27 protein-coding genes, 1 pseudogene and 1 riboswitch are annotated in these 25,216 nt (G+C 69.3%); of the genes and pseudogenes, 18 read left to right on the forward strand and 10 right to left on the reverse strand.

Features of this window, described 5'->3' with window-relative positions; translation table 11 throughout:
* Window positions 1–47 precede the first annotated feature (47 nt).
* From pstC to pstB, 3 genes are read left to right on the forward strand one after another with little or no spacing between them, the layout of a single operon-like run.
* Complete coding sequence (gene pstC / locus ACFPZI_RS31250; protein WP_381370203.1) at window positions 48–1,046, forward strand: phosphate ABC transporter permease subunit PstC; 999 nt, start codon at window positions 48–50, stop codon at window positions 1,044–1,046.
* A complete protein-coding gene (pstA, locus tag ACFPZI_RS31255) occupies window positions 1,043–2,107 on the forward strand; it encodes a phosphate ABC transporter permease PstA (RefSeq protein ID WP_381370206.1) in 1,065 nt (354 codons plus the stop codon). Before pstC ends, pstA begins: the two co-directional genes overlap by 4 nt.
* A gap of 52 nt (window positions 2,108–2,159) precedes the next feature.
* Window positions 2,160–2,936, forward strand: a complete 777-nt coding sequence (gene pstB, locus ACFPZI_RS31260; protein WP_381370209.1) for a phosphate ABC transporter ATP-binding protein PstB — start codon at window positions 2,160–2,162, stop codon at window positions 2,934–2,936.
* 210 nt (window positions 2,937–3,146) lie between these two features.
* Here the strand turns inward: pstB and ACFPZI_RS31265 are convergent, their stop codons facing one another.
* Together ACFPZI_RS31265 and ACFPZI_RS31270 are read right to left on the reverse strand one after the other, a co-directional pair.
* A complete protein-coding gene (locus ACFPZI_RS31265) occupies window positions 3,147–4,145 on the reverse strand; it encodes an inorganic phosphate transporter (RefSeq protein ID WP_381370212.1) in 999 nt (332 codons plus the stop codon).
* 8 nt (window positions 4,146–4,153) lie between these two features.
* A complete protein-coding gene (locus tag ACFPZI_RS31270) occupies window positions 4,154–4,774 on the reverse strand; it encodes a DUF47 domain-containing protein (protein ID WP_381370215.1) in 621 nt (206 codons plus the stop codon).
* A gap of 237 nt (window positions 4,775–5,011) precedes the next feature.
* Between ACFPZI_RS31270 and ACFPZI_RS31275 the strand changes: the two genes are divergently transcribed.
* Entirely contained in the window at window positions 5,012–5,497 is a 486-nt protein-coding gene (locus ACFPZI_RS31275) for a metal-sensitive transcriptional regulator (protein ID WP_381370218.1), read from the forward strand.
* Between the two features lie 167 nt (window positions 5,498–5,664).
* On the opposite strand, the gene ACFPZI_RS31280 is transcribed toward ACFPZI_RS31275, so the two are convergent.
* Both ACFPZI_RS31280 and ACFPZI_RS31285 read right to left on the reverse strand, forming a co-directional pair.
* Window positions 5,665–5,832 carry a hypothetical protein gene (locus tag ACFPZI_RS31280; protein WP_381370220.1) on the reverse strand — a complete coding sequence of 56 codons (168 nt, stop codon included), beginning with the start codon at window positions 5,830–5,832 and terminating at the stop codon, window positions 5,665–5,667.
* Between the two features lie 123 nt (window positions 5,833–5,955).
* Complete coding sequence (locus ACFPZI_RS31285; RefSeq protein ID WP_381370222.1) at window positions 5,956–6,858, reverse strand: SCO4651 family lipoprotein; 903 nt, start codon at window positions 6,856–6,858, stop codon at window positions 5,956–5,958.
* A gap of 130 nt (window positions 6,859–6,988) precedes the next feature.
* Here ACFPZI_RS31285 and ACFPZI_RS31290 point away from each other — a divergent pair, with 130 nt between their 5' ends.
* Window positions 6,989–7,150, forward strand: coding sequence for a hypothetical protein (locus ACFPZI_RS31290; protein ID WP_381370225.1), 162 nt, complete (start codon window positions 6,989–6,991; stop codon window positions 7,148–7,150).
* A gap of 88 nt (window positions 7,151–7,238) precedes the next feature.
* On the opposite strand, the gene ACFPZI_RS31295 is transcribed toward ACFPZI_RS31290, so the two are convergent.
* The 3 genes from ACFPZI_RS31295 to ACFPZI_RS31305 all read right to left on the reverse strand — a co-directional run bounded on the left by ACFPZI_RS31295 (window position 7,239) and on the right by ACFPZI_RS31305 (window position 9,678).
* The gene (locus ACFPZI_RS31295; RefSeq protein WP_381370228.1) at window positions 7,239–7,931 is read right to left on the reverse strand and encodes a phosphatase PAP2 family protein; all 693 of its coding nucleotides are present in this window, start codon (window positions 7,929–7,931) and stop codon (window positions 7,239–7,241) included.
* 211 nt (window positions 7,932–8,142) lie between these two features.
* Window positions 8,143–9,153 (reverse strand): C40 family peptidase, encoded by a 1,011-nt coding sequence (locus ACFPZI_RS31300; protein ID WP_381370281.1) that lies wholly within the window; start codon window positions 9,151–9,153, stop codon window positions 8,143–8,145.
* Window positions 9,154–9,270: 117 nt separating this feature from the next.
* Window positions 9,271–9,678, reverse strand: coding sequence for an ATP-binding protein (locus ACFPZI_RS31305; RefSeq protein WP_381370231.1), 408 nt, complete (start codon window positions 9,676–9,678; stop codon window positions 9,271–9,273).
* Between the two features lie 208 nt (window positions 9,679–9,886).
* Between ACFPZI_RS31305 and ACFPZI_RS31310 the strand changes: the two genes are divergently transcribed.
* From ACFPZI_RS31310 to ACFPZI_RS31345, 8 genes are all read left to right on the forward strand, one after another.
* Window positions 9,887–10,732: a helix-turn-helix domain-containing protein gene (locus ACFPZI_RS31310; protein ID WP_381370234.1), complete on the forward strand. Its 846-nt coding sequence runs from the start codon at window positions 9,887–9,889 to the stop codon at window positions 10,730–10,732.
* Between the two features lie 10 nt (window positions 10,733–10,742).
* A complete protein-coding gene (locus tag ACFPZI_RS31315; RefSeq protein WP_381370237.1) occupies window positions 10,743–11,171 on the forward strand; it encodes a DUF397 domain-containing protein in 429 nt (142 codons plus the stop codon).
* Between the two features lie 207 nt (window positions 11,172–11,378).
* Window positions 11,379–11,687, forward strand: a complete 309-nt coding sequence (locus ACFPZI_RS31320) for a hypothetical protein (protein WP_381215746.1) — start codon at window positions 11,379–11,381, stop codon at window positions 11,685–11,687.
* A 201-nt stretch (window positions 11,688–11,888) separates the two neighbouring features.
* Window positions 11,889–12,716, forward strand: a complete 828-nt coding sequence (locus ACFPZI_RS31325) for a DUF8175 domain-containg protein (RefSeq protein ID WP_381370240.1) — start codon at window positions 11,889–11,891, stop codon at window positions 12,714–12,716.
* The gene (locus tag ACFPZI_RS31330; protein ID WP_381370243.1) at window positions 12,706–14,049 is read left to right on the forward strand and encodes a hypothetical protein; all 1,344 of its coding nucleotides are present in this window, start codon (window positions 12,706–12,708) and stop codon (window positions 14,047–14,049) included. Before ACFPZI_RS31325 ends, ACFPZI_RS31330 begins: the two co-directional genes overlap by 11 nt.
* A gap of 14 nt (window positions 14,050–14,063) precedes the next feature.
* On the forward strand, window positions 14,064–15,605 hold the full coding sequence (locus ACFPZI_RS31335) for an SCO6880 family protein (protein WP_381370246.1): 1,542 nt from the start codon (window positions 14,064–14,066) through the stop codon (window positions 15,603–15,605).
* Window positions 15,606–15,618: 13 nt separating this feature from the next.
* Window positions 15,619–17,034: an ATP-binding protein gene (locus ACFPZI_RS31340; protein ID WP_381370249.1), complete on the forward strand. Its 1,416-nt coding sequence runs from the start codon at window positions 15,619–15,621 to the stop codon at window positions 17,032–17,034.
* A gap of 16 nt (window positions 17,035–17,050) precedes the next feature.
* The gene (locus ACFPZI_RS31345) at window positions 17,051–18,613 is read left to right on the forward strand and encodes a type VI secretion protein (RefSeq protein WP_381370252.1); all 1,563 of its coding nucleotides are present in this window, start codon (window positions 17,051–17,053) and stop codon (window positions 18,611–18,613) included.
* Window positions 18,614–18,641: 28 nt separating this feature from the next.
* On the opposite strand, the gene ACFPZI_RS31350 is transcribed toward ACFPZI_RS31345, so the two are convergent.
* A complete protein-coding gene (locus ACFPZI_RS31350) occupies window positions 18,642–19,175 on the reverse strand; it encodes a GNAT family N-acetyltransferase (RefSeq protein WP_381370284.1) in 534 nt (177 codons plus the stop codon).
* Window positions 19,176–19,433: 258 nt separating this feature from the next.
* Here ACFPZI_RS31350 and ACFPZI_RS31355 point away from each other — a divergent pair, with 258 nt between their 5' ends.
* Window positions 19,434–19,781, forward strand: a complete 348-nt coding sequence (locus tag ACFPZI_RS31355; protein WP_381370255.1) for an anti-sigma factor family protein — start codon at window positions 19,434–19,436, stop codon at window positions 19,779–19,781.
* A gap of 73 nt (window positions 19,782–19,854) precedes the next feature.
* Window positions 19,855–19,919: riboswitch (Fluoride riboswitch) on the forward strand.
* A 454-nt stretch (window positions 19,920–20,373) separates the two neighbouring features.
* On the opposite strand, the gene ACFPZI_RS31360 is transcribed toward ACFPZI_RS31355, so the two are convergent.
* A complete protein-coding gene (locus tag ACFPZI_RS31360) occupies window positions 20,374–20,625 on the reverse strand; it encodes a hypothetical protein (protein WP_381370258.1) in 252 nt (83 codons plus the stop codon).
* On the opposite strand from ACFPZI_RS31360, the gene ACFPZI_RS31365 reads away from it, so the two are divergent.
* Together ACFPZI_RS31365 and ACFPZI_RS31370 are read left to right on the forward strand one after the other, a co-directional pair.
* Window positions 20,624–21,124, forward strand: coding sequence for a hypothetical protein (locus ACFPZI_RS31365; RefSeq protein ID WP_381370261.1), 501 nt, complete (start codon window positions 20,624–20,626; stop codon window positions 21,122–21,124). The genes ACFPZI_RS31360 and ACFPZI_RS31365 overlap by 2 nt on opposite strands.
* A gap of 516 nt (window positions 21,125–21,640) precedes the next feature.
* On the forward strand, window positions 21,641–22,231 hold the full coding sequence (locus ACFPZI_RS31370; RefSeq protein ID WP_381370263.1) for a hypothetical protein: 591 nt from the start codon (window positions 21,641–21,643) through the stop codon (window positions 22,229–22,231).
* Between the two features lie 375 nt (window positions 22,232–22,606).
* Here ACFPZI_RS31370 and ACFPZI_RS31375 read toward each other — a convergent pair.
* Window positions 22,607–22,856: pseudogene (locus tag ACFPZI_RS31375) on the reverse strand (TetR-like C-terminal domain-containing protein); the annotation flags it as partial.
* Between the two features lie 251 nt (window positions 22,857–23,107).
* Between ACFPZI_RS31375 and ACFPZI_RS31380 the strand changes: the two are divergent.
* Both ACFPZI_RS31380 and ACFPZI_RS31385 read left to right on the forward strand, forming a co-directional pair.
* Window positions 23,108–24,463: a sensor histidine kinase gene (locus ACFPZI_RS31380; protein ID WP_381370287.1), complete on the forward strand. Its 1,356-nt coding sequence runs from the start codon at window positions 23,108–23,110 to the stop codon at window positions 24,461–24,463.
* Window positions 24,460–25,143, forward strand: a complete 684-nt coding sequence (locus ACFPZI_RS31385; protein ID WP_381370266.1) for a response regulator — start codon at window positions 24,460–24,462, stop codon at window positions 25,141–25,143. Before ACFPZI_RS31380 ends, ACFPZI_RS31385 begins: the two co-directional genes overlap by 4 nt.
* Window positions 25,144–25,216: the final 73 nt, after the last annotated feature.

A 25,216-nucleotide genomic window follows, 5' to 3' on the forward strand; every position in this document is an offset into this window, starting at 1 on the left:
CAGGGGGACCCTCGAACAGCGAGGAATCCCGCAGACCGGAGACCCTGATGGACATATCCACACAACGAACCGCCCCGCCCCCCGTCCCCCCGTCGGCCGAGCAGAAGCGCGCCGCCCGCGGCGCCACCCGCCCCGGCGACCGGATCTTCCTCGGGCTCTCCCGGGGATCCGGCATCCTCGTTCTCGCGATCATGGCCGCGATCGCGGGCTTTCTCACGTACCGCGCCGTCCTCGCGCTCGGCAACAACGAGGCCAACTTCTTCACGTCGTTCGACTGGAACCCCAGCGGTAACCCGCCGGAGTTCGGCATCGCGGTCCTGGTCTACGGCACCGTCGTGTCGTCGGTCATCGCCATGGTCATCGCGGTCCCGGTCTCGGTGGGCATCGCGCTGTTCATCACGCACTACGCCCCGCGCAGGCTCGGCGGCCCCATCGCGTACGTGATCGACCTGCTCGCCGCCGTGCCGTCCATCGTCTACGGCCTGTGGGGCGCACTCGTCCTGGTGCCGCACATGGACGGCCTCTACGGCTGGCTGAACGACTACCTCGGCTGGACCGGCATCTTCGAGTGGAACGGCGGCGCCGGGCGCTCGCTGTTCACCGTGGGCATCCTGCTCGCCCTGATGATCCTTCCGATCATCACCAGCGTCAGCCGTGAGGTCTTCCGGCAGGCGCCGCAGATGCACCAGGAGGCCGCCCTCGCGCTGGGCGCCACCCGCTGGGAGGTCATCCGCATGGCGGTGCTCCCCTTCGGCCGCTCCGGCGTGATCTCCGCCTCGATGCTGGGTCTCGGCCGCGCGCTCGGCGAGACGATGGCCGTGGCCATGATCCTCTCGTCGTCCTTCGACATCAACGCCAGCCTGCTCGACCCGGGCGGCGGCACCTTCGCGCAGAACATCGCCAGCAAGTTCAACGAGGCCAGCGAGATGGGCCGGGACGCGCTGATCGCGTCCGGTCTGGTGCTCTTCGTGATCACTCTGCTGGTCAACGGCGGCGCCCGCCTGATCATCGCCCGTCGCAAGGAGTACTCGGGGGCCAACGCATGAGCCACGCAATGATCACCCCCAAGTCCGCGAGCTCCCTGCACGGTGCCCGGCTCCCCAAGTGGTACGCCGTCGCCGTCGCCGTCGGCTCCGTCGCGCTGGGCCTCGGTATCAGCGCCGTGGCCGGCCTGGACAGCAGCATCCAGTGGGCGCTGATCGCCGCGGTCCTCTTCATCGTCGGCTCCTACGTCCTGTCGGCCACGGTCGAGGGCAAGCGCCAGGCCAAGGACCGCACCGCGACCAGCCTGGTCTGGGTCGCCTTCATCATCGCCGTCATCCCGCTGGCCTCCCTCATCTGGGAGACGCTCAAGCGCGGGGTGAAGGTCCTCGACGGCTACTTCCTCACCCACTCCATGGGCGTCGTCGCCGACACCGAGCCCGGCGGCGGTATCTACCACGCCATCCTGGGCACCCTGGAGCAGGTCGGAATCGCTTCCCTGATCTCGGTCCCGATCGGTGTGCTGACCGCGATCTACCTGGTCGAGTACGGGCGCGGCAAGCTCGCCCAGGCCGTCACCTTCTTCGTCGACGTCATGACGGGTATCCCGTCCATCGTCGCCGGTCTGTTCATCCTCAGCCTGTGGATCATCATCCTGGACATGGGCTACTCCGGCTTCGCCGGCTCGCTCGCCCTGTGCATCCTGATGATCCCGGTGGTCGTCCGCTCCACGGAGGAGATGCTCAAGCTCGTTCCGAACGAGCTGCGCGAGGCGTCCCTGGCGCTCGGCATCCCGAAGTGGCGCACGATCCTGAAGGTCGTCCTGCCGACGTCCATCGGCGGCATCACCACCGGCGTCATGCTGGCCATCGCCCGCATCACCGGTGAGACCGCTCCTGTGCTGCTGCTGGTCTGGGGTACGAGCGTGATCAACGCCAACCCCTTCCAGGACCCGCAGGCGTCACTGCCGATGTACATCTATCTGCAGTACCAGAACAGCGGCGGCGAGGGCGCGGCCTACGACCGTGCCTGGGCGGCGGCCCTGACGCTCATCGCGTTCATCATGATCCTCAACCTCGTGGCCCGCGGCATCGCCCGCTGGAAGGCCCCGAAGACCGGTCGCTGACGCGGCCAGACGAAGAGTCGGCGACTCGGACCCGAAAGAAGCAGTGATCCCCATGGCCAAGCGCATCGACATCAGCGGCCTCAACGCCTACTACAGTTCCTTCCTCGCCATCGAGGACATCTCGATGACCGTCGAGCCCCGCTCCGTGACCGCCTTCATCGGCCCGTCCGGCTGCGGCAAGTCGACCTTCCTGCGCACGCTCAACCGCATGCACGAGGTCACGCCCGGCGGCAGGGTCGAGGGCAAGGTCATGCTCGACGACGAGAACCTCTACGGCGTCGGCATCGACCCGGTCGCCGTGCGGCGCGAGGTCGGCATGGTCTTCCAGCGCCCCAACCCGTTCCCCACCATGTCGGTCTACGACAACGTGGCGGCCGGTCTGCGCCTGGCGGGCAAGTACAAGAAGTCCGAACTGGACAACGTCGTCGAGAAGTCCCTCAAGGGCGCCAACCTCTGGAACGAGGTCAAGGACCGCCTGAACAAGCCCGGCTCGGGCCTCTCCGGCGGTCAGCAGCAGCGTCTGTGCATCGCCCGCGCGATCGCGGTCGAGCCGAAGGTGCTCCTGATGGACGAGCCCTGCTCCGCCCTGGACCCGATCTCCACCCTCGCCATCGAGGACCTGATCGGTCAGCTCAAGGAGCGGTTCACGATCGTCATCGTGACGCACAACATGCAGCAGGCCGCGCGCGTCTCGGACCGTACGGCCTTCTTCAACCTGGCGGCCGTCGGCCAGCCGGGCAGGCTGATCGAGATCGACGACACGGAGCGCATCTTCTCCAACCCGTCGGTCCAGGCCACCGAGGACTACATCTCCGGCCGCTTCGGCTGATCCGAACCCCTCGCGGTGCTGCATGGCGGTGCCACCGCGAGGACACAGATGGGCCCGCCCCCACTACCGGGGGCGGGCCCATTCGTTCGTTCGTCCGTACGGCGCCGGACACGAGGCCCGAGGCGCGAGATGCCGGCCACTGCCAGGTACCAGGTGTCAGGTACCAGGAGGTGCCAGATGCCAGATGTCAGGTGCCGGCACCGGCACCGGCTACAGGAATGCCAGGTACACGAGCCCGTACGAGCCCGCCGCCACCAGGGCCGCCGCGGGCATGGTGATGAACCAGCCCAGGATGATGTTCTTGGCGACACCCCAGCGCACCGCGTTCACCCGCTTCGTCGCGCCGACACCCATGATCGCCGAGGTGATCACGTGCGTCGTCGAGATCGGCGTCTGGAACACGAACGCCGACCCGAACATGATCGTCGCGCCGGTGGCCTCGGCCGCGAAGCCCTGCGGCGGGTCCAGCTCGATGATCTTCCGCCCGAGCGTCCGCATGATCCGCCAGCCGCCGGCGTAGGTGCCCAGCGACAGCATCAGCGCGCAGGCGAGCTTCACCCACACCGGGATCGGCTCGCTGTATTCCTCCACGTCGGCGATGACGAGCGCCATCACCACGATGCCCATCGTCTTCTGCGCGTCCTGGAGACCGTGGCCGAGCGCCATGCCGGCCGCCGACACGGTCTGGGCGATGCGGAAGCCCCGCCTGGTCTTGTGCGGATTGGAGTTCCGGAAGATCCACATGATCGCTGTCATGACCAGGTAGCCCGCGAGCAGGCCCACGACCGGCGAGAGGAACATCGGGATGATGATCTTCTCGAGCACCCCGTCCCAGTACACCGTCGTCCCGCCGGCCAGTGCCGCTCCGACCATGCCGCCGAACAGGGCGTGCGAGGAGGAGGACGGGAGGCCGTAATACCAGGTGATGAGGTTCCAGGTGATCGCGCCGACCAGCGCGGCGAACAGGATCCCCATGCCCGTCGAGCCCTCGGGGGTCTGGATCAGCCCCTTGCTGACGGTCTCGGCGACCCCGGACCCCAGGAACGCGCCGGCCAGGTTCATGACGGCCGCCATGGCGAGCGCCGCGCGCGGGGTGAGCGCGCGGGTCGACACGGAGGTGGCGATGGCGTTCGCCGAGTCGTGGAAGCCGTTCGTGTACGTGAAGAAGAGCGCGACCCCGATGGTCACGATCAGAGCGAAGGTGTCCATGAAGGGGCTCAGGACTCCTTGACGGCGATGGTCTCCACCGTGTTCGCCACATGCTCGAAGGCGTCGGCCGCCTCCTCGAGCACATCCACGATCTGCTTCAGCTTGAGCACCTCGATGGCGTCGTACTTACCGCTGAAGAGGTGGGCCAGGAGCTTGCGGTGGATCTGGTCGGCCTGGTTCTCCAGGCGGTTGATCTCGATCCAGTACTCGGTGAGGTTGTCCATGGTGCGCAGGTTCGGCATGGCCTCGGCGGTGAGCTCGGCGGCTCGCGCCAGCACCTCGATCTGCTGGTCGACGCCCTTGGGCAGTTCCTCGACGTTGTAGAGGACGACCAGGTCGACGGCCTCCTCCATGAAGTCCATGATGTCGTCGAGGGACGACGCGAGGGAGTAGATGTCCTCGCGGTCGAAGGGCGTGATGAACGAGGAGTTCAGCTGGTGGAAGATCGCATGGGTGGCATCGTCACCCGCGTGTTCCGCGGCCCGCATACGCTCGGCGATCTCACCCCGGGCAGGGGTGTCCGCCCCGAGCAGTTCCATGAGGAGTTTCGAGCCCGTGACGATGTTGTCCGCGGATGCGGCGAACATGTCGTAGAAGCTCGTCTCCCTGGGAGTCAGGCGAAAGCGCACGTGGGGTCCTCGGGGTGCATCGGGTTCGGTGTGGCTGATGCTGGGCGCACCGTCCAGCCACGACTACGGGCCGCCCACCAGTGTCACCCATCAGGTGGGCCGACAGATACGGGGGCGGCCCAGGCCGTACCACGGCCGGTGCCGACGGCACCGGCCACAGTCCCTATACCCAGCAAAGTTCGGTACCATATACCCACCAGGGGTATATGTCGCCCGCCATTGCACCAGGAGGACTCGATGACGACCAGCGAGGCCGGCGCGGACGCGCCCTCTTCTCCGGACGCAACGGACGGGACGGACGTGACGGACGTGACGCAAGTAACGGCCACAACCGGAACGAAAAGCATCACCGATGCCCCGAATGTGAATGGTTCCACCGACACGTCCCCCGACGTGGCGGCCGACACCGCACCCGGCATCGTGACCGATCACGACCGGGGCATCCACGGCTACCACCACGAGAAGCAGGAACACCTCAAGCGCCTGCGCCGCATCGAGGGCCAGATCCGGGGCCTCCAGCGGATGGTCGACGAGGACGTCTACTGCATCGACATACTCACGCAGGTGTCCGCCTCCACCAAGGCCCTGCAGTCCTTCGCGCTGCAACTGTTGGAGGAGCACCTGCGCCACTGCGTGGCGGACGCGGCCGTCAAGGGCGGCGACGAGATCGACGCCAAGGTGAAGGAAGCGACCCAGGCCATCGCCCGCATGCTCCGCACCTGACCCACCGACACCGGCCCGCACCGCTACGGCCCGGACCACCACGGACCGGGCAACACCGGCCCCGACCACCACGGACCAACAGCACCGGCTTCGACCGCACGGACCGGACCGCCACGGACCGAATACGGCCCCAGCCTCTACGTGCCGGACCCCTACGTGCCGGACCCCTACGACCGGCGTGCCCGCGACCCGACCGTCGACTCCGTGCACACCTCGGCCACCTTCAGCACCTTGTCTATGCTCTCCAGGCTGAGCGGCCCCTGGGCGGCGGAAGCGGCGATGATCAGCTCTCCGCACAGCTCGATCTCGCCGAGGGCCACATGGTCCTGAACCATCCCACCACCGCCGAGCGGAGCCACACACGTCACCTCATCCATACGGTCATACGGCCAGAGGCTCCCTAGCGTAGGCAGCCCCCGGCCCTCCGCGCATGGCACGTAAGGGCTAGTTCACGCCGGTCACTCTCGGCCCGCGCCCCGGCCCACTCCCCCGCCCCGTTCCTCCGCGATCCGGCCCGCGTAGATGTCGTCGGCCTCCGGGAGGCGTACGTCGACCGGGGCGCCGAAGTCGTAGAGCAGGGTGGTGGAGGCGACCTCGACCGGGTCGGACTGTTCCTCGTTCACGAAGCTGAAGCGGTGCCGGACCTTGCGGATGCGTCCCTGGTCGTCGAGGTAGACGTCGAAGGGGACCTCGGCGGTGGCGAACCCGGCCGCCGCCGCGCCGAGGGGCCCCTTGTTCGCCTCCGAGGCGGCGTGCGCGGCCTCGTGCAGATCCGCGGTGCCCCGGTAGTGGCGCACCGCGGCGCCCGCGAGCTCCGTCCTCCCCACGTACGTCGCCGTCCGCGCCCCGCGCAGCAGCTCGGCGGCGGTGAACGGATCGGTGACGCCGCCGGTGACGAGATTCCCGTCGGACAGGGTCCCGGTGTCCACCCGCACCCACTTGTCGGCGGGCACTCCGGCGCCCCGGTTCTTCATGAACAGCGCGCCCGGCGCGAGCAGTTCGGTGATGGGCAGGCGCACCGCCTCCCCGGACGGGTCCTGCGGCAGCAACACCTTCAGCCGGCCGATCCGCTTCCGGTAGTCGTAGACGCCCTCCCCGCGGATGGTCACGCGGGTGCCGCCGGTGGCCATCTCCATGGACGTACGCGCCTTGGAGCTGCCCGCGTCCACCAGCGCGTCCGCGGCCTCCCGCACGGCCACCGCCACCTCACCGGCGGCCGTGCCACTGCCACTGTCCCCGCCGCCGGTCGCGGCCCCGCTGCGGCCGCACCCCGAGACACCACCGAGCGCCAGCCCGCCGGCCACCCCGAGAACAACGACCGCATCACCGATCCGCGTACGCCGCGGTTGCCGTCCAGCCATGGTCCGCCTACCCCCGCTCCGTCCGACACGGGCTATCCCTTTTTCAGGGTTAACGACCGGTAGGGAACCCCGTCACGGACATCGTCACGGGCCGTTTCACGCGGTGCCGTCCGGGCGGTACCGTGGTGAGGTGGAACAGCAGGACACCAAGGAGCACTCCCCGGAGCACCGGATCACCACCGCCGAACTGGGACCTTTCTGCTTCGCCCGCTGCAGTTGCGGCTGGCGCGGCCCCGCGCGAAGAGCCAGGAGCCTCGCCCGCACCGAGGGCCGGAAACACGTGGTGGGGTGACCCCCCGGGTACATACCCGGGGGGTCACCCCACCGACCGATCTGCGAGGCGATCCGCGTTCAGTACAGGAAGAGCTGTGCCGCGCGGCCTACGCCGCCAGGTCCCGCTTCCCCGTCTCCGACGACCGCGCCTCTCCGGGAATCACCCGCGCGTCGGCCTGTCCCCCTTTGATCAGCCACGCCCCCCGGCGCGACTGCTCGACCGACCGCATCAACGGGGTCAACAGCGCCATGGCGGGCGGCGAGAGCAGCAGGGCGACCGCCGTGCCGAGCGCGAGCCCGCCCACGACGTCCGTCGGGTAGTGCACGCCCATGTAGACCCGGATGAAGCCGCCCACCACCCCGAACAGCAGGCCGATGATCCCGAGCCGCCGGTTGGCCAGGAACAGCCCCACCGCCAGCGCCATGCAGAGCGTCGCGTGGTCGCTGACGAACGAGTAGTCGGTCTTGCCCTCGACCAGGACCTCGAGCCCCTCATGGTCGAGGAAGGGCCTGCGCCGCTCCACGAACTCGCGGATCGGCACGTTGACCAGGACCGCGATGCCCGCCGCGAGCGGGGCCCACACCAGGGCCGCCACGGTCGGGGCCGCGTCCTCGCCGCCCCGCTTCCTGACGCCCCACCAGCACCACATCACCAACGCCAGCAGGGCGAACAACAGGCCGAACTCGCCCACGAACTCCATGATGCGGTCGAGCCACGGGGGCGCGGCCTTCGCCAGGCCGTTGATGTCATAGAGCAGGTCGACGTCGGGGTTCGACCCGGAATCGGCGAGTCCAGCCATTGGTGCTGAGGCCCCTTCGTCATCTCTCTCGGCGCACAGTGCGATACGCCACTCCGGCCACCCCCGTGGTGTGTAGATCCGCTGACTGTTCGGGCTACGACAACAGGAACGCACGACTCTTGCCCGTACGTTCCAACTCCACTGAATGATCACGCAGACGTTATCGAAGAGAGATACGTCTTCGCAGCTCAGGGGCTGGTTCAGCGGCCGCTCAAACCGTCGTGGGGAGCGCTTTCGCGCCATCCTCGGTGACGCGAGTGGCACCAAAGTAGTCAGGTGTGTCGATCGGGTCGAATCGGATCACCGCACCCGGACGGGGCGCATTGATCATGTACCCACCACCGACATAAATGCCCACATGCCGGATCGCCCGAGAATTGGTGAGGTCGTCCGAGAAGAAGACCAGATCACCGGGGAGCAACTCGTCCCGCGCGGGATGCGGTCCCGCGTTGTACTGATCGTTCGCCACCCTCGGCAGCGTGATCCCCACAGTCTCGTACGCGGCCTTCGTCAGCCCCGAGCAGTCGAAGCGTCCTCCCTGGTCAGCGGTGCCGTTACCGCCCCAGAGGTAGAGCGTGCCGAGCTTCTTCTGGGCGTAGGCGATGGCTCCGGCCGCCTGCTTGGACGGGTCGACCCGGCCGACCGGAGCGGCGAAGCTCTTCTCCAGCGAGAGGATGCGCTGGACGTAGTTCTGCGTCTCCTTGTACGGCGGCACCCCGCTGTACTTGATGACCGCATACGCCCCCGCATTGTAGGAGGCCAGCATGTTTTCGGTCGCATTTCCCGGGACGTCCTTCACATAGCCCGCGAGGGCGCAGTCGTACGTCGCCGCCGACGGAATCGCGTCGTTCGGGTCCCACACGTCCCGGTCCCCGTCCCCGTCCCCGTCGACCCCGTGGGTGGCCCAGGTGCCGGGGATGAACTGGGCGATCCCCTGCGCCGCCGCGTGGCTCTGCGCCTTCGGGTTGAACCCGCTCTCCTGGTACAACTGGGCGGCGAGCAGCGCCGGGTTGATGGCCGGGCAGAGATTGCCCCAGGTCGCCACGAGCTGCTGGTACGCGGCCGGCACGGCCCCCTTCGCCAGCGTCTTGGCGGCCCCGCCACCGACCCCGCCCGCGAGGTTCCCCGCGACGACGTAGACACCGACGGCGAGCAGCATGACGAAGGCGAGCACGGAGCCCCCGGCGACCCCTGCCGCGATCCAGGCCTTACGCACCGTCAACCGCCCCTCGCCGTCCAGGAGTCCGCTGCCGACGTCAGTGTAGAGGCGACCGTCCCCCTCCGGGGTGATCATGTGAGAGGAGGAACGCGCGTGCCGCGCGGGCCCGGGCGTACGGCCTCAACCGCACTCCGCCCACACCAACTTCCCTCCCCCCACCGCCCCCGCACCCCACGTGGACGCATACGCCCGCACCAGCGGAAGCCCCCGCCCGCTCTCGGCGTCGTCCGGCGGCGCGTCGAGCGCCACCGCCTCGGTGAAGCCGGGCGGCACCCGCGGGTCCGTGTCCCACACCCCGACCCGCAACCGCCCCGATTCCGCGGCGCGCAGCCGCAGGGCGTAGGGGCCGGTGGTGTGCAGATGCGCGTTGGCCAGCAACTCCGCGGCCACCAGCTCGGCAGTGGGCACGAGTTCACCGAGACCGTGCGCCCCCAGCACGGTCCGCAGGGTGACCCGGGCGATGCGCGGAGCGCGGGGGTCGTGCGGGAGCTGAAGGGTGTAGGACCAGGGCGGCGTTACGGTGGACACGGAAGTCTCCGATCACTGACGGCAGTTGGTGGAGTGCGTACGGTGGTTGCCCAGTGGCGGTGCCGATCCGTCGATCGGTGCGCTTCTGGGGCGGGGCGCCTGCAACCAAGCTAGCGGGTTGTAGATATATTCTTCACCGATAGATAGCGAAACTTAAGAGCATCCACCCGTGTGGGTGACGAACAGCGCGGAGGCGGGCGAGTCACCCGTGAGAAACAACCCGACGGGACGTCAACTTCGGTTCGGCGCCGAACTACGCAAGCTGCGCGAGCGAGCCGGCCTCAGCTCGACGGAGGCCTCACGACTGCTGGGCATGAAGCAGGCACAGGTCAGCAACATGGAGACCGGACGGCTCGGAGTGAGTGCCGAACGCGTACGCACCCTGGCCTGCCACTACGACTGCCCGGACGCGAGCTTGGTCGAAGCCATCGCGGGAATGACAGGCGAGCGGAAACGCGGCTGGTGGGAGGAGTACCGCCAACTGCTGCCCGCCGCACTGCTGGACATGGCCGAGCTGGAGCACCACGCCACGCGCTTGCGCACCGCCGTCACCGTGCACATCCCCGGCCTGTTCCAGACCACGGAGTACGCACGCGAGATCTTCAGACAGGCGGTACCGGAGCTTCCGCCGCCCGACGTGGAGCACCGGGTGTCGTTCCGGATCAAGCGGCAGGCGGTGCTCTTCAGGGATCCTCCGACCCCGCAGCAGGTGATCATTCACGAGACCGCCCTGCGCATGAAGTTCGGCGGGCCCGACGTCACACGCGAGCAGCTCAAGTACCTCCTGACGATGAGCGAGCGGGACCACGTCGCCATACAGGTCATCCCGTTCGACGCAGGCACCTTCGCCGGCTCCGGCCAGTCGATCTACTACACCGAGGGGCCCGTGCCACAGCTCGACACGGTCAACCTCGACCAGTCGCACGGCCCGGTGTTCCTGGACGCCGAGGCCCAGCTGCACAAGTACCGCGTACTACTCGACCGCTTGGAGGCGGCGGCCCTCGCCCCCGAGACGTCACAGCCGTTCATCCACCGCATCCTCAAGGATCTCTGAAGGAGCCCTCATGCCCGCGCTCACCTGGCAGAAGTCGTCGTACTGCGGCAACGGCGACTCCTGCGTCCACGTAGCCGCCACCACCCCGTCCGCCATCAACTGGCAGAAGTCGTCCTACTGCCCCGAAGGTAACTCCTGCGTCCACGTAGCCCTCACCGCCCGGTCCATCCACATAACCGAGTCCGCCGACCCCAGCGGAGCAATACTCACCACCACGGCCGACGACTTCCTGATCCTTGTTCAGACGCTCAAGGGGGAACGGCAGATGACGGACGGCCGGCGTACCGGCATCGAGGTGGTCGCCGGCGACGACAACACGGTCCGTATCCGCGCCACCGCCGCCCCCGACACCACCGTCACCACGGATCGACGCAAGTGGGACACCTTTGTCCTGGGCGTGCGCGCGGGTGAGTTCGACCATTTCACAGCTCGGCCGTGATACACAGAGTGACGATACGATTCATCACCCACCGACCCGCGCCCCTCTCGGGGACCGGCGCGCGCCGGTGACAGCCGTTGTCCATACGAAACCCGCCAACTAATGACGCCGAGTCGGCATGCGACGGTGTCATCGTCGGCGACAATGGGCCCTGACCTCTGCATGCCCGCAGAGGCACGGAACGACCCGACAGGGGCGGTGACTTACATGTTCTTCGCGGCCGACGAGGGAGACATCAACACCATCATCGGCGGGATCGCTCCCGACTGGGGTCCCTTCGGCAGCCTGGGCAACGAGGCCAAGGTCATGCTCGAAGTGGTCATGGCGCTCGCCATCCTGATCTGCCTCGGCATCGCGATCTGGGGCGCGGCGAAGCAGCGCATCGGTGCGACGGCGCTGCGGGACACCTTCAGCGCGGAGCAGGGCAAGGGCCTGATCATCGCCGGTCTCACCGGCGTCTTCATCATCGGTTCGCTGGGCACGGTGTTCACCATCGTGTACGGAATGGCCGTGTAGGGCCCCGCCCCATGCCTCTGACCGGGCACGCCCGGACTCCCCTCCACCCCACCCGCCCGTCGCGCCCACCGCCTGAGGTTGCGTTTCCCTGATGTCGACTCATAACACCGCGCCCGCGCGGGGACCAGCACGGCTACCGTCGTACCAGGAGTACGCGGAGTACGAGGTGTTTCCGCACGACGCTGAGGGGGCGCACGCGGTATGAGTCTCGGAGACGAGTACGAGAACACCAGCGGGTACGGCGGCACGGGCCAGACCCGCACCCGCATGCCGGACAGCGGCGGCGGTCCGCACGGCAGCGGGCGCAGAGGCGGCCGCGCATCGTCCCGCAGCCTGGTCACGGTGGTCGGCGTGGTGGTGCTCCTGATCGCCGCGATCGCCTTCGCGAACCGTGGAGGAGACGATTCCTCAACGGACGAGACCGACGACTCCCCGAAGGCGGCGGCAACGGCCCCGTCGGGGGAGAAGCCGGTCCGGTCGGCGAACGCCGGCATCCCCTCCGGCTTCGCCCACGACCGCCAGGGGGCGGAAAGCGCGGCGGCGAACTACGCGGTGGCGCTGGTTTCGGCCGACATCCTCAAGCCCGCCAAGCGGACCGAGATCGTCCAGCAGGTGTTCGTCGCCGACAAACAGGCCTCGCTCGAGGACCGGTTCAACAAGGCGTACTCCAAGGAGTTCCTGAGCAACGTCGGCCTGGACGAGAACGGCGAGGCGGCCCCCGGTAGCGCTTACGTCTCGCGCACCATGCCGATCGGAACCAAGGTCACGAGCTACTCGGACACCGCTGCCGCTGTCGAGGTCTGGTGCTCCGGCGTTTTCGGCACGACCGGCGAGAACACGACCAACCCGGTCAGCAGCGACTGGTTCACCATGACCCTTCAGCTGCGCTGGGCGGACGGCGACTGGAAGGTCGACAGCTTCGCGCAGAAGGACGGCCCCGCGCCCGTCCCCGGAGACAACAGGGCGTCTACCGCCGAGGAGATGGCCAAGGCCGTCGAGGAGTACGGAGGCTTCACCTATGCCCGGTAGCCGACGCCTCGTACTCAAGGTCGCCGCTGTAACGACAGCCGTGCAGGCCGCAGCCCTGCTACTGGCCACGCGTGCTGCCGCGGCCCCCACTCCATCACCGACACCGTCGAACGACGACAACTGTGACCTCATCGTCGGTCCTGCCAAGGACTACTGCGAACGAGGCGAAGGCGGAGCCTCCGGCGGCGGCTCCGGAGGAGCCGGCACCCTCAACGACCCGACCTCCGTCCTCGACCCCCTCGGCTCCCTCGCCCAGGGCTGTGCGGATGCCGCGTCCTGGACGATCAAGAAGCTCAGTGCCGCCGTCGAGGAGACGGCGGCCGTGGACTTCACGAACCCGACGTTCCTGAAGCAGTACGCGGTCGTCTTCGCCGCGTCGACGATCCTGACGCTGCTCCTGTGGCTGATGGCGGTCGCCAAGCGGGCCGTACGAGGTGTCCCCCTCACGACGGCCCTGTCCGAGGCGATCGGCTTCCTGTGGCTCACGGTGCTGGCCTCCGCGTTCACCCCGCTGATCCTCTACACGATCGTGTCGGCCACGGACGGCATCACCGACGTGCTGGCGAACGCGACCGGCGACCAGACCAGCACGTTCTTCGGCACGTTCGCCGGCGCCCTGAAGAAGGGCAACGACATCGGCGGCGGCCCGATCATGCTGATCGTCGTCTCGCTGGTGTCGATCGTCGCGGCCGGTGTGCTGTGGCTGGAGCTGGTCATCCGCGCGGCGCTGCTCTACGTGGGCGCACTGCTGGGCACGGTCGTGTACGCGGGTCTGGTCGACAAGAACCTGTGGGGTCACGTCCGGCGCTGGGCGGGCATCATGATCGCGGTGATCCTGGTGAAGCCGGTCATCGTCATAGTGCTGGGTCTGGCGGGCGCGCTGTCCAACGAGGACGGCCCGAACGCGTTCTCCGCCGTGGTGTCCGGCCTGGCGATCATTCTTCTGGCCATTTTCGCCAGTGCGATGATCTACCGCTTCGTGCCGGGCTTCGGCGACGAGATCGCGAACTCGCGCAACAACCGTCTCATGCAGGGCGCCGAAGGCAAGGCCGCCGCCGTGATGAGCTCCCCGGCGACCATGGTCGCGCAGGGCATCAAGACCCACAGCACGCGCGCCGACAACAACGGCGGCGGGGGCGGCCAGTCCTCCGGCGGTGCCCGCCCGTCCAACCCCGTCTCCGGCGGAGTCGCCGCGCACAGCGCGCGCACCTCGAACGGCGGTGGCGGAGCTGTCCCCTCCGCCGCACCCGCCCCCCGCTCGGGCAGCCCGGTGAGCACGCCCCACGGGAACCGCAACAGCAGCAACAACAGCATGGGAGGTGAAGGGCGTTGACGACCGAAGCCCATATGTCCCATCCGATCACGCCCCGCCGTACGTATCTGATCGGCCGGGCCCGGCCGAACGCGATCGTCGGCCGCAATCGCGAGACCGGTGAGATCGCGCTGATCGTCATGGGCGCGTTCCTCGGCATGATGGCCGGCCTCCTCGTCCCCGTCCTGTCCCTGCGGATCGTGCTGCTCGCGGGCCTCCCGATGATCGCGCTGGCCGCCGTGTACATGCCCTACAGGGGCCGCACCTTCTACAAGTGGTTCGAAATCAACCGCAGTTACAAGCGGACCCTGCGCCAGGGCACGACGTACCGCTCGGGCGTCGTCGAGGCCGGTACCCGGCTCGACGGCCGGGAGATCGAGATCGGCCCGCCGCCCGGGATCGGCCGGATCACCTGGCTCGCCGCCCCCTTCGGGCCCGACGAGATCGCCGTACAGTTGCACGCGGACCGCAAGACGGTGACCGCCGCCATCGAGATCGAGGGCCCCGGCGTCGGCCTGCGCGACTCGGAGGACCAGGAGGCGCTCGTCGACCGCTTCGGCACGCTGCTCAAGCACGTGGCCAACGGCGACGGCTTCGTCACCCGCATCCAGATGCTCGCCCGCACGCTGCCCGCCGACCCCGACGCGCACGCCAAGGACGTCTCGCAGCGCGGGGACGACAAGGCGCCGTACTGGCTCCAGCAGTCGTACGACCAGCTGCAGTCGATGGTGTCGACCAGCAGCGAGCAGCACCGCGCGTACCTCGTCGCCTGTATGCACTTCAACCGCGATCTGGCCGCCGAGGCCAACGCGATGGCGCGCGCGGTGCGTACCCAGGGCCGCCGCAAGATGGACCGGGACGCCGGGCTGGCCGTCGTCATGGCCCGTGAGCTGACCGACATCTGCTCCCGGCTCCAGGAGGCCGACATCCGCGTACGGCAGCCGCTCGGCCAGAGCCGCCTGTCCTCGCTGATCCACTCCATGTACGACCCGGACCACCCGATCGACCACATCCAGGCGATGACCAAGCGCAACGCCTGGCCGGCCGAGCTCGACGCCATGGAGCCCACCTACCTCCAGGCCAAGACCCGCGAGTCCTCCACCCGCGCCCCCTGGTGCCACGCCACGGCCTGGGTGAAGGAGTGGCCGATGACCCCGGTGGGCGTCAACTTCCTCGCGCCGCTCCTCGTCCACACCCCGGACGTGATCCGCACGGTCGCCGTGACGATGGACCTGGAACCCACCGAGGTCGCCATCGAACGCATGCTGACGGAGAAGACCAACGACGAGGCCGAGGCGTCCCGCGCCGCGAAGATGAACCGCACGGTCGACCCGCGCGACATCGCCGCCCATGGCCGCCTCGACCAGCGCGGCGAGGACCTCGCCAGCGGCGCGGCCGGCGTCAACCTCGTCGGCTACATCACCGTCTCCTCCCGCAACCCCGAGGCGCTGGCCCGCGACAAGCGGACCATCAGGGCATCGGCCGGAAAGTCGTACCTGAAGCTGGAGTGGTGCGACCGCGAGCACCACCGCGCCTTCGTGAACACACTCCCGTTCGCCACCGGCATTCGAAGGTAGGGGCTGAGTTCTGATGCGGGATCCGCTGTCCGTCGTCACCGACGCCTTCACGTCGTTCCTGTTCGGGAAGGTCGAGACGACACGGCTGCCGGTGCGCACCTCCACGGGCCAGGCGCAGGCCGTCTACCTCCCGACCGCCGCCCCCGGTCTCGGCGACTCCGGCGTCATCATCGGCCGCGAGGTGTACTCCGGCAAGGGCTACATCTACGACCCGTTCCAGCTCTACGGCCAGCAGCTGCCCGCGCCGCACTGGCTGGTCCTCGGCGAGTCCGGCAACGGCAAGTCGGCCCTGGAGAAGACGTACGTCATGCGCCAGCTCCGCTTCCGCGACCGCCAGGTCGTCGTCCTGGACGCCCAGGGCGAGGACGGGGCCGGCGAGTGGAACCTCATCGCGCAGGAACTCGGCATCACTCCCATCCGCCTCGACCCGACGGCCGCCCTGGACCACGGCATCCGGCTCAACCCGCTCGACCCGTCGATCACCACGACCGGCCAGCTCGCCCTGCTGCGCACCATCATCGAGGTCGCGATGGGGCACGGCCTGGACGAGCGCGCCGGCTTCGCGCTGAAGGTCGCGCACGCCTTCGTCACCGAGACGATCGTCGAACGCCAGCCGGTCCTCACCGACATCGTCGAATGCCTGCGCCACCCCGAGGCGGAGTCGGCGGAGGCGATGAACGTCGCCATAGACGACGTACGGGCCTGGGGCCTGGACGTCGCCCTGGTGCTGGACCGGCTCGTCGACGGTGACCTGCGCGGCATGTTCGACGGCCCGACGACGGTCGGCATCGACCTGGACGCGCCGCTGATCGTCTTCGACCTGTCCCACATCGACCGCAACTCCATCGCGATGCCGATCCTGATGGCGATCGTCGGCGTCTGGCTGGAGCACACCTGGATCCGCCCCGACCGCAAGAAGCGCATCTTCCTGGTCGAGGAGGCCTGGCACATCATCAACAGCCCGTTCGTGGCGCAGCTCTTCCAGCGGCTGCTCAAGTTCGGCCGCCGGCTGGGTCTGTCGTTCGTCGCGGTCGTCCACCACCTGTCCGACGTCGTGGACGGGGCGGCGGCGAAGGAGGCGGCGGCCATCCTCAAGATGGCGTCGACCCGGACCATCTACGCCCAGAAGGCCGACGAGGCACGGGCGACGGGCAGAGTGCTGGGCCTGCCCCGGTGGGCGGTGGAGATCATCCCCTCGCTCACTCCGGGCATCGCGGTCTGGGACGTCAACGGCAATGTGCAGGTGGTCAAACACCTCATCACCGAGACCGAACGCCCCCTGGTGTTCACCGACCGCGCGATGACCGAGTCCTCCGTCGAGCTCGCCGCCGCCGACGACGCCCTGCGCGCCGCCGAGCTGGAGGCGGAGCAACGGGCGGCGGCCTTCGTGGAACAGCACATCGGCGACTCCGAATCGACGGTGGCGTAGGGAGAAGGGATCCCACGTGAGACCGGACGGTCACGGCGGCGGGCAGGGTCAGGGACGGAACAGCCAAGGGGGCATCCCCGACGGGCTGCTGATCGGCATACTCGCGTTCCTGCTCGGCATCACCCTGCTGGTGTGGACGGCCACCGGCCTCGCGGGCCTCTTCGCCCGCGGCTCCTGGCCGTCCGGCGTCACCTTCACCCGCACCCCGGTCGCCATGCGCCACCTCGTCTCCGAGCCCCACGACATCCCGGGCGCCTGGCCGGACACCCCGGCATCCGCCCTCTCGGGGTACGGGCTGTTCTGGGGCCTGCTCATCGGCCAGCTGATGCTCCTAATGGTCCTGACCATCTTCGTCCTGGGCACGCTGGCCCGGTGGAGGGCGGTACGGGCCCGGCAGAAGGCGGAGCGAGCGGCAGGGCGCGCGGCGGACACGACGGCGGCGGAGCCGATCCAGCACGAGGTACCGACACCGAGAGCGGCACCCGAGCCCAGGCCTGAGCCCGTACGGGCACGGGAAGGGGAGGGGGAGCGGGAGCGGGAAACGGCACCGCTGCCCGTCACGGCACCACCCCAGGAAGCCGAAACCACCCCGTCCGGAACCACCCCGTCCGAAGCCCTCCCGCCCTTGAGGAACCCGGCGCCCTCGACCCGCTCCGCCCACCCGGTGTTCTACGGCCCCCCGGACAACCGTCGTACCACCGCCGCCGCGGCCGTACGGGACGCGGAGGGCCCCGCCCTCGTCCTCACCTCGAGCCCCGCCCTCTGGGAGGAGACGAAGGACGGGCGGGCCAAGCTCGGCCCCACCCACCTCTACGACCCGACCCACCGCTGCGACACCCCGGCCCGTCTCCACTGGTCGCCCACGAGCGGCTGCGAGAACAAGGACACGGCCGTCGCACGCGCCGCCGCCCTGCTGGCCCCGGTCCGCCCCGCCTCCCGGCTCGACCAGGCCGTCAGCGACACCGCCCAGACCCTCCTGCGGAGCTATCTGCACGCCGCCGCCATCGACGGCCGTACCGTCCGCCACATCCACCGCTGGGCGCAGGGCACCCAGGTCCAGGACGCCGTACGCATCCTGCGCACCCACCCGAAGGCCGCCCCGGGCGCCGCGGGCGAACTCGAGGCGACCCTCACCGCGTACCCGGAACGCCGGGACATCGCCCAGCAGCTGACGACGCGTGCGTTGTCGGCCCTGTCCACGGTCAACGTCCGCGAGGCCTGCACACCTCACCGAACTGATGCGCTCGCCCTGGATTCCTTCGTCCACGAAGGGGGCACACTGTATGTGGTGGGTGAATCCATCGAGGATCCCCGCACCCGTCCGGGCGCGATGCCGTTGCTGACGGCCCTCACCGCAAGCGTGGTCGAGCACGGCCGGCGCATGGCCGAACGGTCATCCTCCGGTCGGCTCGACCCACCATTCACCCTCATCCTGGACGACGTGGCGGCCGTGGCCCCCCTCCCCCAGCTCCCGGATCTCCTCACCACCGGCCCGGACCGGGGCATGCCCACCCTGGCCCTCCTCCGCTCCCGAGAACAGTCCCGCTCCCGCTGGCCACACGACGAACTCCCGGTGTGAGCGGCGAAGACAGGCCGAGCGGGAGCGTTCAGCGCTCGACCACCATCTCCGGCTCGTGCTCGTCCGGCTTCCCCTCCAACAGCACAGTCACCCCGCTTTCGGTGAACCCCGCCTTCCGGTAGAAGCCCAGAGCCCGCGTGTTCTCCGCGTGCACGATGAGCCGCACCCTGCCCAGGCCCTCCCTCCACGCCCACTCCAGCGCGGCCTCGAACAGCGCCGTGCTGAGCCCGCTCCCCCGGTGCTCGGGCGCCGCGTACACCCCGACGAGATGCCCCTGCCGGCGTTCGACGGGCACCCCGGCCCAGTCCGTCGTACCGGCCTCCTCGACCACCACGGCCACCGTGCCCACCAGGGCACCGTCCGCCGTCTCGGCGACGAACTGCCGCACCCCACCCGCCCCCTCGGCCGCGTTCGCCGTCCGCTCCCGCCAGTACGCGTCGGGACGCATCACCGCCACCTCGTAGGTGTCCAGGAACGCGATGTCCGCGACCGGATCCCGCAACGCGGCCGGCCGCAACGCCCTCACCGCGGGCCACTCCCCGGCCCGTACGGCCCGGACCACGTACTCCCCGAAGACGGTGCCGAGGGCCTCCCCGAAAAACAATGCCGGCGTGGCCGCGGAGCGCGTTCTGGCCCTGTCGTAGGCCGGCCTGCCGGATACCGCGGCCGTGGTACCCGGGAATTGCTGCACGGGGACGACGCGCGAGGGGCCGTCCCCGGGCGATGGTGGGGTCATGAAACGGAGCTGTGTACCGGCGCACCAGCCGTACACCGGCCCCGTTGACGGTGCGATTCTCACCCCTGCACGAAGGGACCCGCCATGCTCACTCCCTCCCAGGATTGCCGCACCATCGGCGACCTGCTAGAAGGACACGCACTCAACGTCCTGGACCCCGGCGAGGCGAGCGCGGTCCGCGCCCACCTGGCGACCTGCCCCGACTGCCGGGACGAGCATCACTGCCTCACGGCCGTGGCCGCACACCTGTCCTCTCTTCGCAAGGCCCTGGCGTACGACCCCGGCCGGCAGCAGCCGTCGTACCTGCCCGGGTCGGCCGGGTGCCGCCAAGGCTCGCGGCACCGACGCCCCCGGCACAGTGCGGCCCGAGGGGCCCTGGCCACCTCGCTCACGCTGTCCCAATGGGTGAGTCGGCTTGCCTACGTCAGGTGAGCGACCGGGCAGCGTGCTGATCCGCCCGGGCGGCGTACTGATCCGCCCGGGCGGCACACTGGAAGCGCGCGCCGAGCGCGCCGGTGATGGGACTCACCGCGAACCGCGGCGGACGCCGCTGACGGTCCCTGACTGTGTACACGACCAGCTGGTCCAGATGGCGAAGCGGATGGTCATCTCGGTGCGGTGGTCGGGGGCTGTCATCAGGTGGCGGCGTGGCCGAGTGGCTTCGTTCACCTCCAGGCACAGCGATGGCCGGTAGGTTCCGGAGACAGTCGGTGATCACTCGCCTCGTGAATCTCGACGAAAGATGACGGCACTTCGCAGGTGGTGTTCGTGGGCCTCGCGCAGCCCTACCGCCTGGTCGTCGTCGGCCGGGGCCGCGTTCGCCGGCGACGTCGCCGCGGTGGTGGTGGTGTCGGCCGGATCGGCAGTCGGGGCGGGGGCGCGGTGAGGCTCCGGGCGTCGGCGAGTAACTCGCCGGCGTCGGCGTTCGGGGTCGGCTCCGGCTCGGGCGTGGGTGCGGCGGGTCTGGTGCTCCAGGCTTCGGTGAGGAAGTCAGTGGGCGGCTTCTGCGGCCGCCCACCAAGATCTACGACAGCATGCCGCCTGCAGTCGACGGCGTGGATGGCGGCATGTCCACGCCGTCCACTCGCCGGCCGGTGCAGATGCCCGGCGAAGGGGGCGGACCGGTGAGCAGGGAAGCGCGAAAGAGCCTGGCACCGGACACGCCGACCCTGTGTGTCCGCGATTCGCCGGCGGCGACAGGCATCATGTCTTTGGCCTGCTCGCGTGGTGGCGCGTGGGACTTGTTGACCCAGGACTCGAACACGGGATGGATCATGCTGGACAGTCCCGCCTCCACCCCGCGAGGCCGTGCGGAGCACGGCGGGGCGCGCGTCCTGGCCGGAGTCCTTCTCCTGGCCGATGCCGGGATCCACGCCTACGAGGTCATCTACGCGGACGTGCCCTTCCTCATCGGCGGTTTCATCGCCACCGTGGTCGGTACCGCTGCGGGCGCCTTTCTTCTTCTGACCCGCGGACCGCGGTTGGGCTGGGTCGTGGGAGGGCTCACCGCGTTGCTGACCACCATCGGCTACATCGTCACCCGTGCCACGCCCGTTCCCACCGACGAGGACGACTACGGCAACTGGCTGGAACCCCTGGGCGTCTGCTCGCTGGTCATCCAGGGCATCGTCGTCGTCATGGCCGCCGTGGCTCTGAGCGGGCCCGCCCCACTACGGCCGGGCCACCTCGTCCAAGAGGCGAAGGCGATGACACCCGGCCTCCGACCCGATGAACCAGGTTCCGGTTCGCCGGACGAGCCGCCCGCATCACCATGAACAGAGCCCGTCGCGGGCGGCGGGCACGCGTCTAGGACGCTCACGTGGACCCGCCGGCCGGCCACAGGTGCACAGGTGCACAGGGATGAGGATCTGGGGCCAACGTCAGGTCTTCGCCTTCATCGAGACGTTCCACGGGAACTTCACCCTTCGGACGACAACGCGTCACATCACCGGCCCGCCCGCGTGCTCGAAGGCCCCGCTCGCCACCCGGTAGCACAACGGGAATGCCGGTTTCACCTGATATGTCAACGAACGACACGCTGCGGCTGTGGGTGAGCAGGTGCCAGCAAAGTCCCCCGGACGGCGTATCGGGGCATCAAGTCTCATACAAGAAAAGTCACCTGATTATCCGTCAGCACGCCACGACACGGCACACAAGCACCCCCTATGACCCGATTGGAGTCAATCTACGGACTTCCCCTTATGTCTCGATATGACAGATATGGGAATCGGTCAGTACGTTCATCACGAGTCGGCAGGCCAGCCGACCCCCCGAGACAGGAGAAACGCGTGATGATCACACGTCCCAACGTCGTTACCGCGGCCATCGCGGCCGCCGCGGCCCTGGCCGCCACCGGTATCACCTACGCCTCGGCGTCCGCCTACGAGCCGGCCCAGGCCGCCCCCGTAGTCCAGCAGGCAGTCGCCCCCGCCTCGGCCCCCATGGGCGGCGAATCCGGCAAGGAGAACGAAGGAGGCTTCGAAGGCCGAGGCAACGAAGGCCGAGGCAACGAAGGCCGAGGCAACGAAGGCCGGGGCAACGAGGGCCGGGGCTTCGAAGGCCGGATCCAGATCAACGAGCGTTCGTTCTCCGCCCACTCGGACGGCTGCATGACCGTCGTGAGCGGCCTGGGCTCCAAGAGCTTCAACATCCGCAACGACAGCAAGAGGACCGTCGAGTTCTTCCGCGGGGCGACCTGCGACAACGGCGCCCCCGTCGCCACGGTCGGCCCCCACAGCGAAGCGAACGGCATCAAGGTGCACCACACCAAGGGGGTCCGCGTCAAGGACGGAGTGGTGGGCAGCTTCCGGGTCATCCACCGCTTCGGCGGACACGGCGGATTCGGCGGAGACGGCGGATTCGGCGGAGACGGCGGATACTGACCGAACCGCCACCCCAGCACAACATAAAGACCCCGGCCCGCTGGAATCGGGCCGGGGTCCCCCCCTGTAGCACCCCACTTTCCCACACTCACCCGGGCATCCCATCATAAATCCGCACAAAGAAACCCTGCCAGCCCAGCCGAGCCGTCGAGATGGCGCACGCCGACTTCGCCGCCCTCCAGCAGCGCGACCGCAGCCCCAAGTAGTTACTCGGCGCTACACGCCACCTGGCGGTAGCTGTACGAGAACAGGGCCGAGTCCATTGCCCGGCTCGCCGCCGAGGCCGACGGACCTGGAGCCACGGTGCCCTCGCAGCTCACGCACGGTGACCCGCCCTCAGCGACGGATGCGAGAAGCCGGTCACGCAAGGCCCTTTCACCCCCGCAGGTACGCTCCCGTGCGCGCCGAGGCCGCGGCGGCTTCGGCGAGGCGCTCGCCGGTGGTCAGCAGGCCGTGGTAGAGGGGGGACGGAGACAGCACGGATCACCTCGTGGGCATCGGTTCCCTCAGCCGCCTCGCCCCGGTCGACGGCTTGCCGAACGCAGGGCGCCCACTCCTTGACGCGGATGTCGTAGAAGCGGTGCAGGACCTCGGCCGTCCTCGCCTCGCAGGTGGCCGCGGCGATCGAGTAGGAAACCCCTCGCTACTTCCCCGCCAAGGCCCTGGAGTCCCTCACCGCCGCCCAGCACGGCCCGGGCGCGGCCACACCCGGCGCCGCACTGCTCGCCCTGACCCTGTGGGCGGCGGCCTCCCTCGCGGCAGCGGCGGTGACCATGCGCCGCCGGGACGTCCGACGCCGTGGCGCCCGCCGTGTTCCGCCCGGTGTTCCACTCTGTGTCCCGCTCACTGTTCCGCCCGGCGGACGAACCGACCACCATGGACCGCGTGGCGACGGAAACGACGAGAACCACGGAGACGACGAAGGCGGCGGAGGCGGCGGAGGACAAGCGGACGGGCGAACGCACAGGCGCGGGCATCGGTGAGGTGGCGAGTGAACGCACCGGCGAGCGCACGGCGGAACCCCTCACCCAGTACGTCCAACGCGTCACCCGGCGGGTGCGCTCCTGGGACCGGCGCCACCCACTGCCGTGGGACCTGCACATCACCGGCTTCTGGGTGACCGCCGCCCTCATCGACGTCCTCGGCGGCGGCTGGCTCACCACCACCCACAACCCCGACACGCCGGCCTGGCTCCTCCTGACGCTCAGTGTCGGCTTCTCCGTGCCCCTCCTGTGGCGGCGCACGCACCCCGCGGCGGCCCTGCTCGCTGTGGCCCCGTTCGCCTTCGTCAACGCATGGACCGGCACCGCCCTGCAGGCGTCCCTCCTCCAACTCGTCGTCATCTACCACATCGCCCTGCGCCTTCCGCTGCGCAACCTGTTGTGGGTGACCGCCCTCGTCCTCACCCCGGTCGCGGTCTCCACGGCACGTCACGGGGAGGGCCGCTGGAGTCAGCAGATCGGCTCTCAGCTGACGTCCGTCGTCGTGGTGGCCCTCATCGGCATCACGGTCCGCACCCGGCAGAACCACACCGAGGTCCTGGAGGACCGCGCCCGCCGCCTCGAGATCGAACGCGACCAGCAGGCCCAGCTCGCCGCCGCCGCCGAACGCGCCCGGATCGCCCGCGAGATGCATGACATCATCGGCCACAACCTCTCCGTCATCACAGGCCTGGCCGACGGCGGCAAGTACGCGGCCACCAAGTTCCCACAACGCGCCGCCCAGGCACTGGACGCCATCGGCACCACCAGCCGCCAGGCCATGAGCGAACTCCGCCGTCTCCTGGACGTCCTGCGGGACGACGAGACCGGCCCTCACCCCGCCGAGCTGACTCCCCAGCCCACCCTCACCGACCTCGAACAGCTCGTCAACGGTGTCCGCGCCGCGGGCCTCCCCGTCCACACCACGGTCGAGGGCCGGGCCGACCTGCCCGCCGGCCGCCAGCTCACCGTCTACCGCGTCATCCAGGAAGCCCTCACCAACACCCTCAAGCACGCCGGCGCGAACACCACCGCCGACATCACCCTCGTCCACGGCGACCAGGGCGCCGTCACGGCCACGATCACCGACACCGGCACAGCCGGAACGGACACTCCCGCCGACGGCCGCGGCCTCCCCGGAATGCGTGAGCGAACCGCCCTGTACGGCGGCACACTTGAGGCCGGCCCACGTCCCCGCCCCGAACAGGGCTGGCGCGTCCACCTGCATCTCCCGGAGGAAACCCCGCAGTGACCACCGTTCTCATCGCCGACGACCAGCCCCTCCAGCGCTTCGGCTTCCGCATGCTGCTGGAGAGCCAGGACGACATGACGGTCCTCGGCGAGGCGTCCGGCGGCAGCGAAGCGATCCGCATGACAGCCGAACTGCACCCCGACGTGATCCTGATGGACATCCGCATGCCCGGCATGGACGGCATCGAGGCCACCCGCCGCATCGTCGCCGCCGGCGACCGCACCCGCGTCCTCATCCTCACGACGTTCGACCTCGACGAGTACGCCTACGCAGGCCTCCGCGCCGGCGCCTCCGGCTTCCTCGTCAAGGACGCCCAGCCGGAGGACCTCCTCTCCGGCATCCGCTCCGTGGCCACCGGCGACGCGGTCGTCGCGCCCGGCCTGACCCGCCGCCTCCTGGACGCCTACGCCCACCACTTGCCGACGTCCACCCGCCAGGACCCCTCCACGCCCACGGCCCCGTACACCGACCCCCGGCTGTCCGCTCTCACCGAGCGCGAACGCGAGATCCTCACCGTCATCGGCCAGGGCTGGACCAACACCGAGATCGCCACCCGCCTCCACCTCGCCGAATCGACGGTGAAGACCCACGTCAGCCGCGTCCTCGCAAAGACGGGATCGAGGGACCGCATCCAAGCGGTGATCCTGGCCTACGACACAAAGCTGGTGGAGCCGTCATAAACACCACGGGAAACGCGGAAAGCCCCGTGCCATGGGCACGGGGCTTTCCTGTAAGAATTGTTCGGCGGCGTCC

The sequence above is a fragment of the Streptomyces chlorus genome, assembly GCF_042655885.1.
GTDB lineage: Bacteria > Actinomycetota > Actinomycetes > Streptomycetales > Streptomycetaceae > Streptomyces > Streptomyces chlorus.

Bases quoted from the DNA above. Each gene is read 5' to 3' on its own strand.
- ACFPZI_RS31380 (WP_381370287.1), top strand. From the start codon at position 23,108: ATGGACCGCGTGGCGACGGAAACGACGAGAACCACGGAGACGACGAAG.
- pstA (WP_381370206.1), top strand. From the start codon at position 1,043: ATGAGCCACGCAATGATCACCCCCAAGTCCGCGAGCTCCCTGCACGGT.
- ACFPZI_RS31355 (WP_381370255.1), top strand. From the start codon at position 19,434: ATGCTCACTCCCTCCCAGGATTGCCGCACCATCGGCGACCTGCTAGAA.
- ACFPZI_RS31315 (WP_381370237.1), top strand. From the start codon at position 10,743: ATGCCCGCGCTCACCTGGCAGAAGTCGTCGTACTGCGGCAACGGCGAC.
- ACFPZI_RS31360 (WP_381370258.1), bottom strand. From the start codon at position 20,625: ATGATCCATCCCGTGTTCGAGTCCTGGGTCAACAAGTCCCACGCGCCA.
- pstB (WP_381370209.1), top strand. From the start codon at position 2,160: ATGGCCAAGCGCATCGACATCAGCGGCCTCAACGCCTACTACAGTTCC.
- ACFPZI_RS31295 (WP_381370228.1), bottom strand. From the start codon at position 7,931: ATGGCTGGACTCGCCGATTCCGGGTCGAACCCCGACGTCGACCTGCTC.
- ACFPZI_RS31265 (WP_381370212.1), bottom strand. From the start codon at position 4,145: ATGGACACCTTCGCTCTGATCGTGACCATCGGGGTCGCGCTCTTCTTC.
- ACFPZI_RS31285 (WP_381370222.1), bottom strand. From the start codon at position 6,858: ATGGCTGGACGGCAACCGCGGCGTACGCGGATCGGTGATGCGGTCGTT.
- ACFPZI_RS31335 (WP_381370246.1), top strand. From the start codon at position 14,064: ATGTCCCATCCGATCACGCCCCGCCGTACGTATCTGATCGGCCGGGCC.
- pstC (WP_381370203.1), top strand. From the start codon at position 48: ATGGACATATCCACACAACGAACCGCCCCGCCCCCCGTCCCCCCGTCG.
- ACFPZI_RS31365 (WP_381370261.1), top strand. From the start codon at position 20,624: ATGCTGGACAGTCCCGCCTCCACCCCGCGAGGCCGTGCGGAGCACGGC.
- ACFPZI_RS31275 (WP_381370218.1), top strand. From the start codon at position 5,012: ATGACGACCAGCGAGGCCGGCGCGGACGCGCCCTCTTCTCCGGACGCA.
- ACFPZI_RS31325 (WP_381370240.1), top strand. From the start codon at position 11,889: ATGAGTCTCGGAGACGAGTACGAGAACACCAGCGGGTACGGCGGCACG.
- ACFPZI_RS31340 (WP_381370249.1), top strand. From the start codon at position 15,619: ATGCGGGATCCGCTGTCCGTCGTCACCGACGCCTTCACGTCGTTCCTG.
- ACFPZI_RS31370 (WP_381370263.1), top strand. From the start codon at position 21,641: ATGATCACACGTCCCAACGTCGTTACCGCGGCCATCGCGGCCGCCGCG.
- ACFPZI_RS31280 (WP_381370220.1), bottom strand. From the start codon at position 5,832: ATGGTTCAGGACCATGTGGCCCTCGGCGAGATCGAGCTGTGCGGAGAG.
- ACFPZI_RS31330 (WP_381370243.1), top strand. From the start codon at position 12,706: ATGCCCGGTAGCCGACGCCTCGTACTCAAGGTCGCCGCTGTAACGACA.
- ACFPZI_RS31320 (WP_381215746.1), top strand. From the start codon at position 11,379: ATGTTCTTCGCGGCCGACGAGGGAGACATCAACACCATCATCGGCGGG.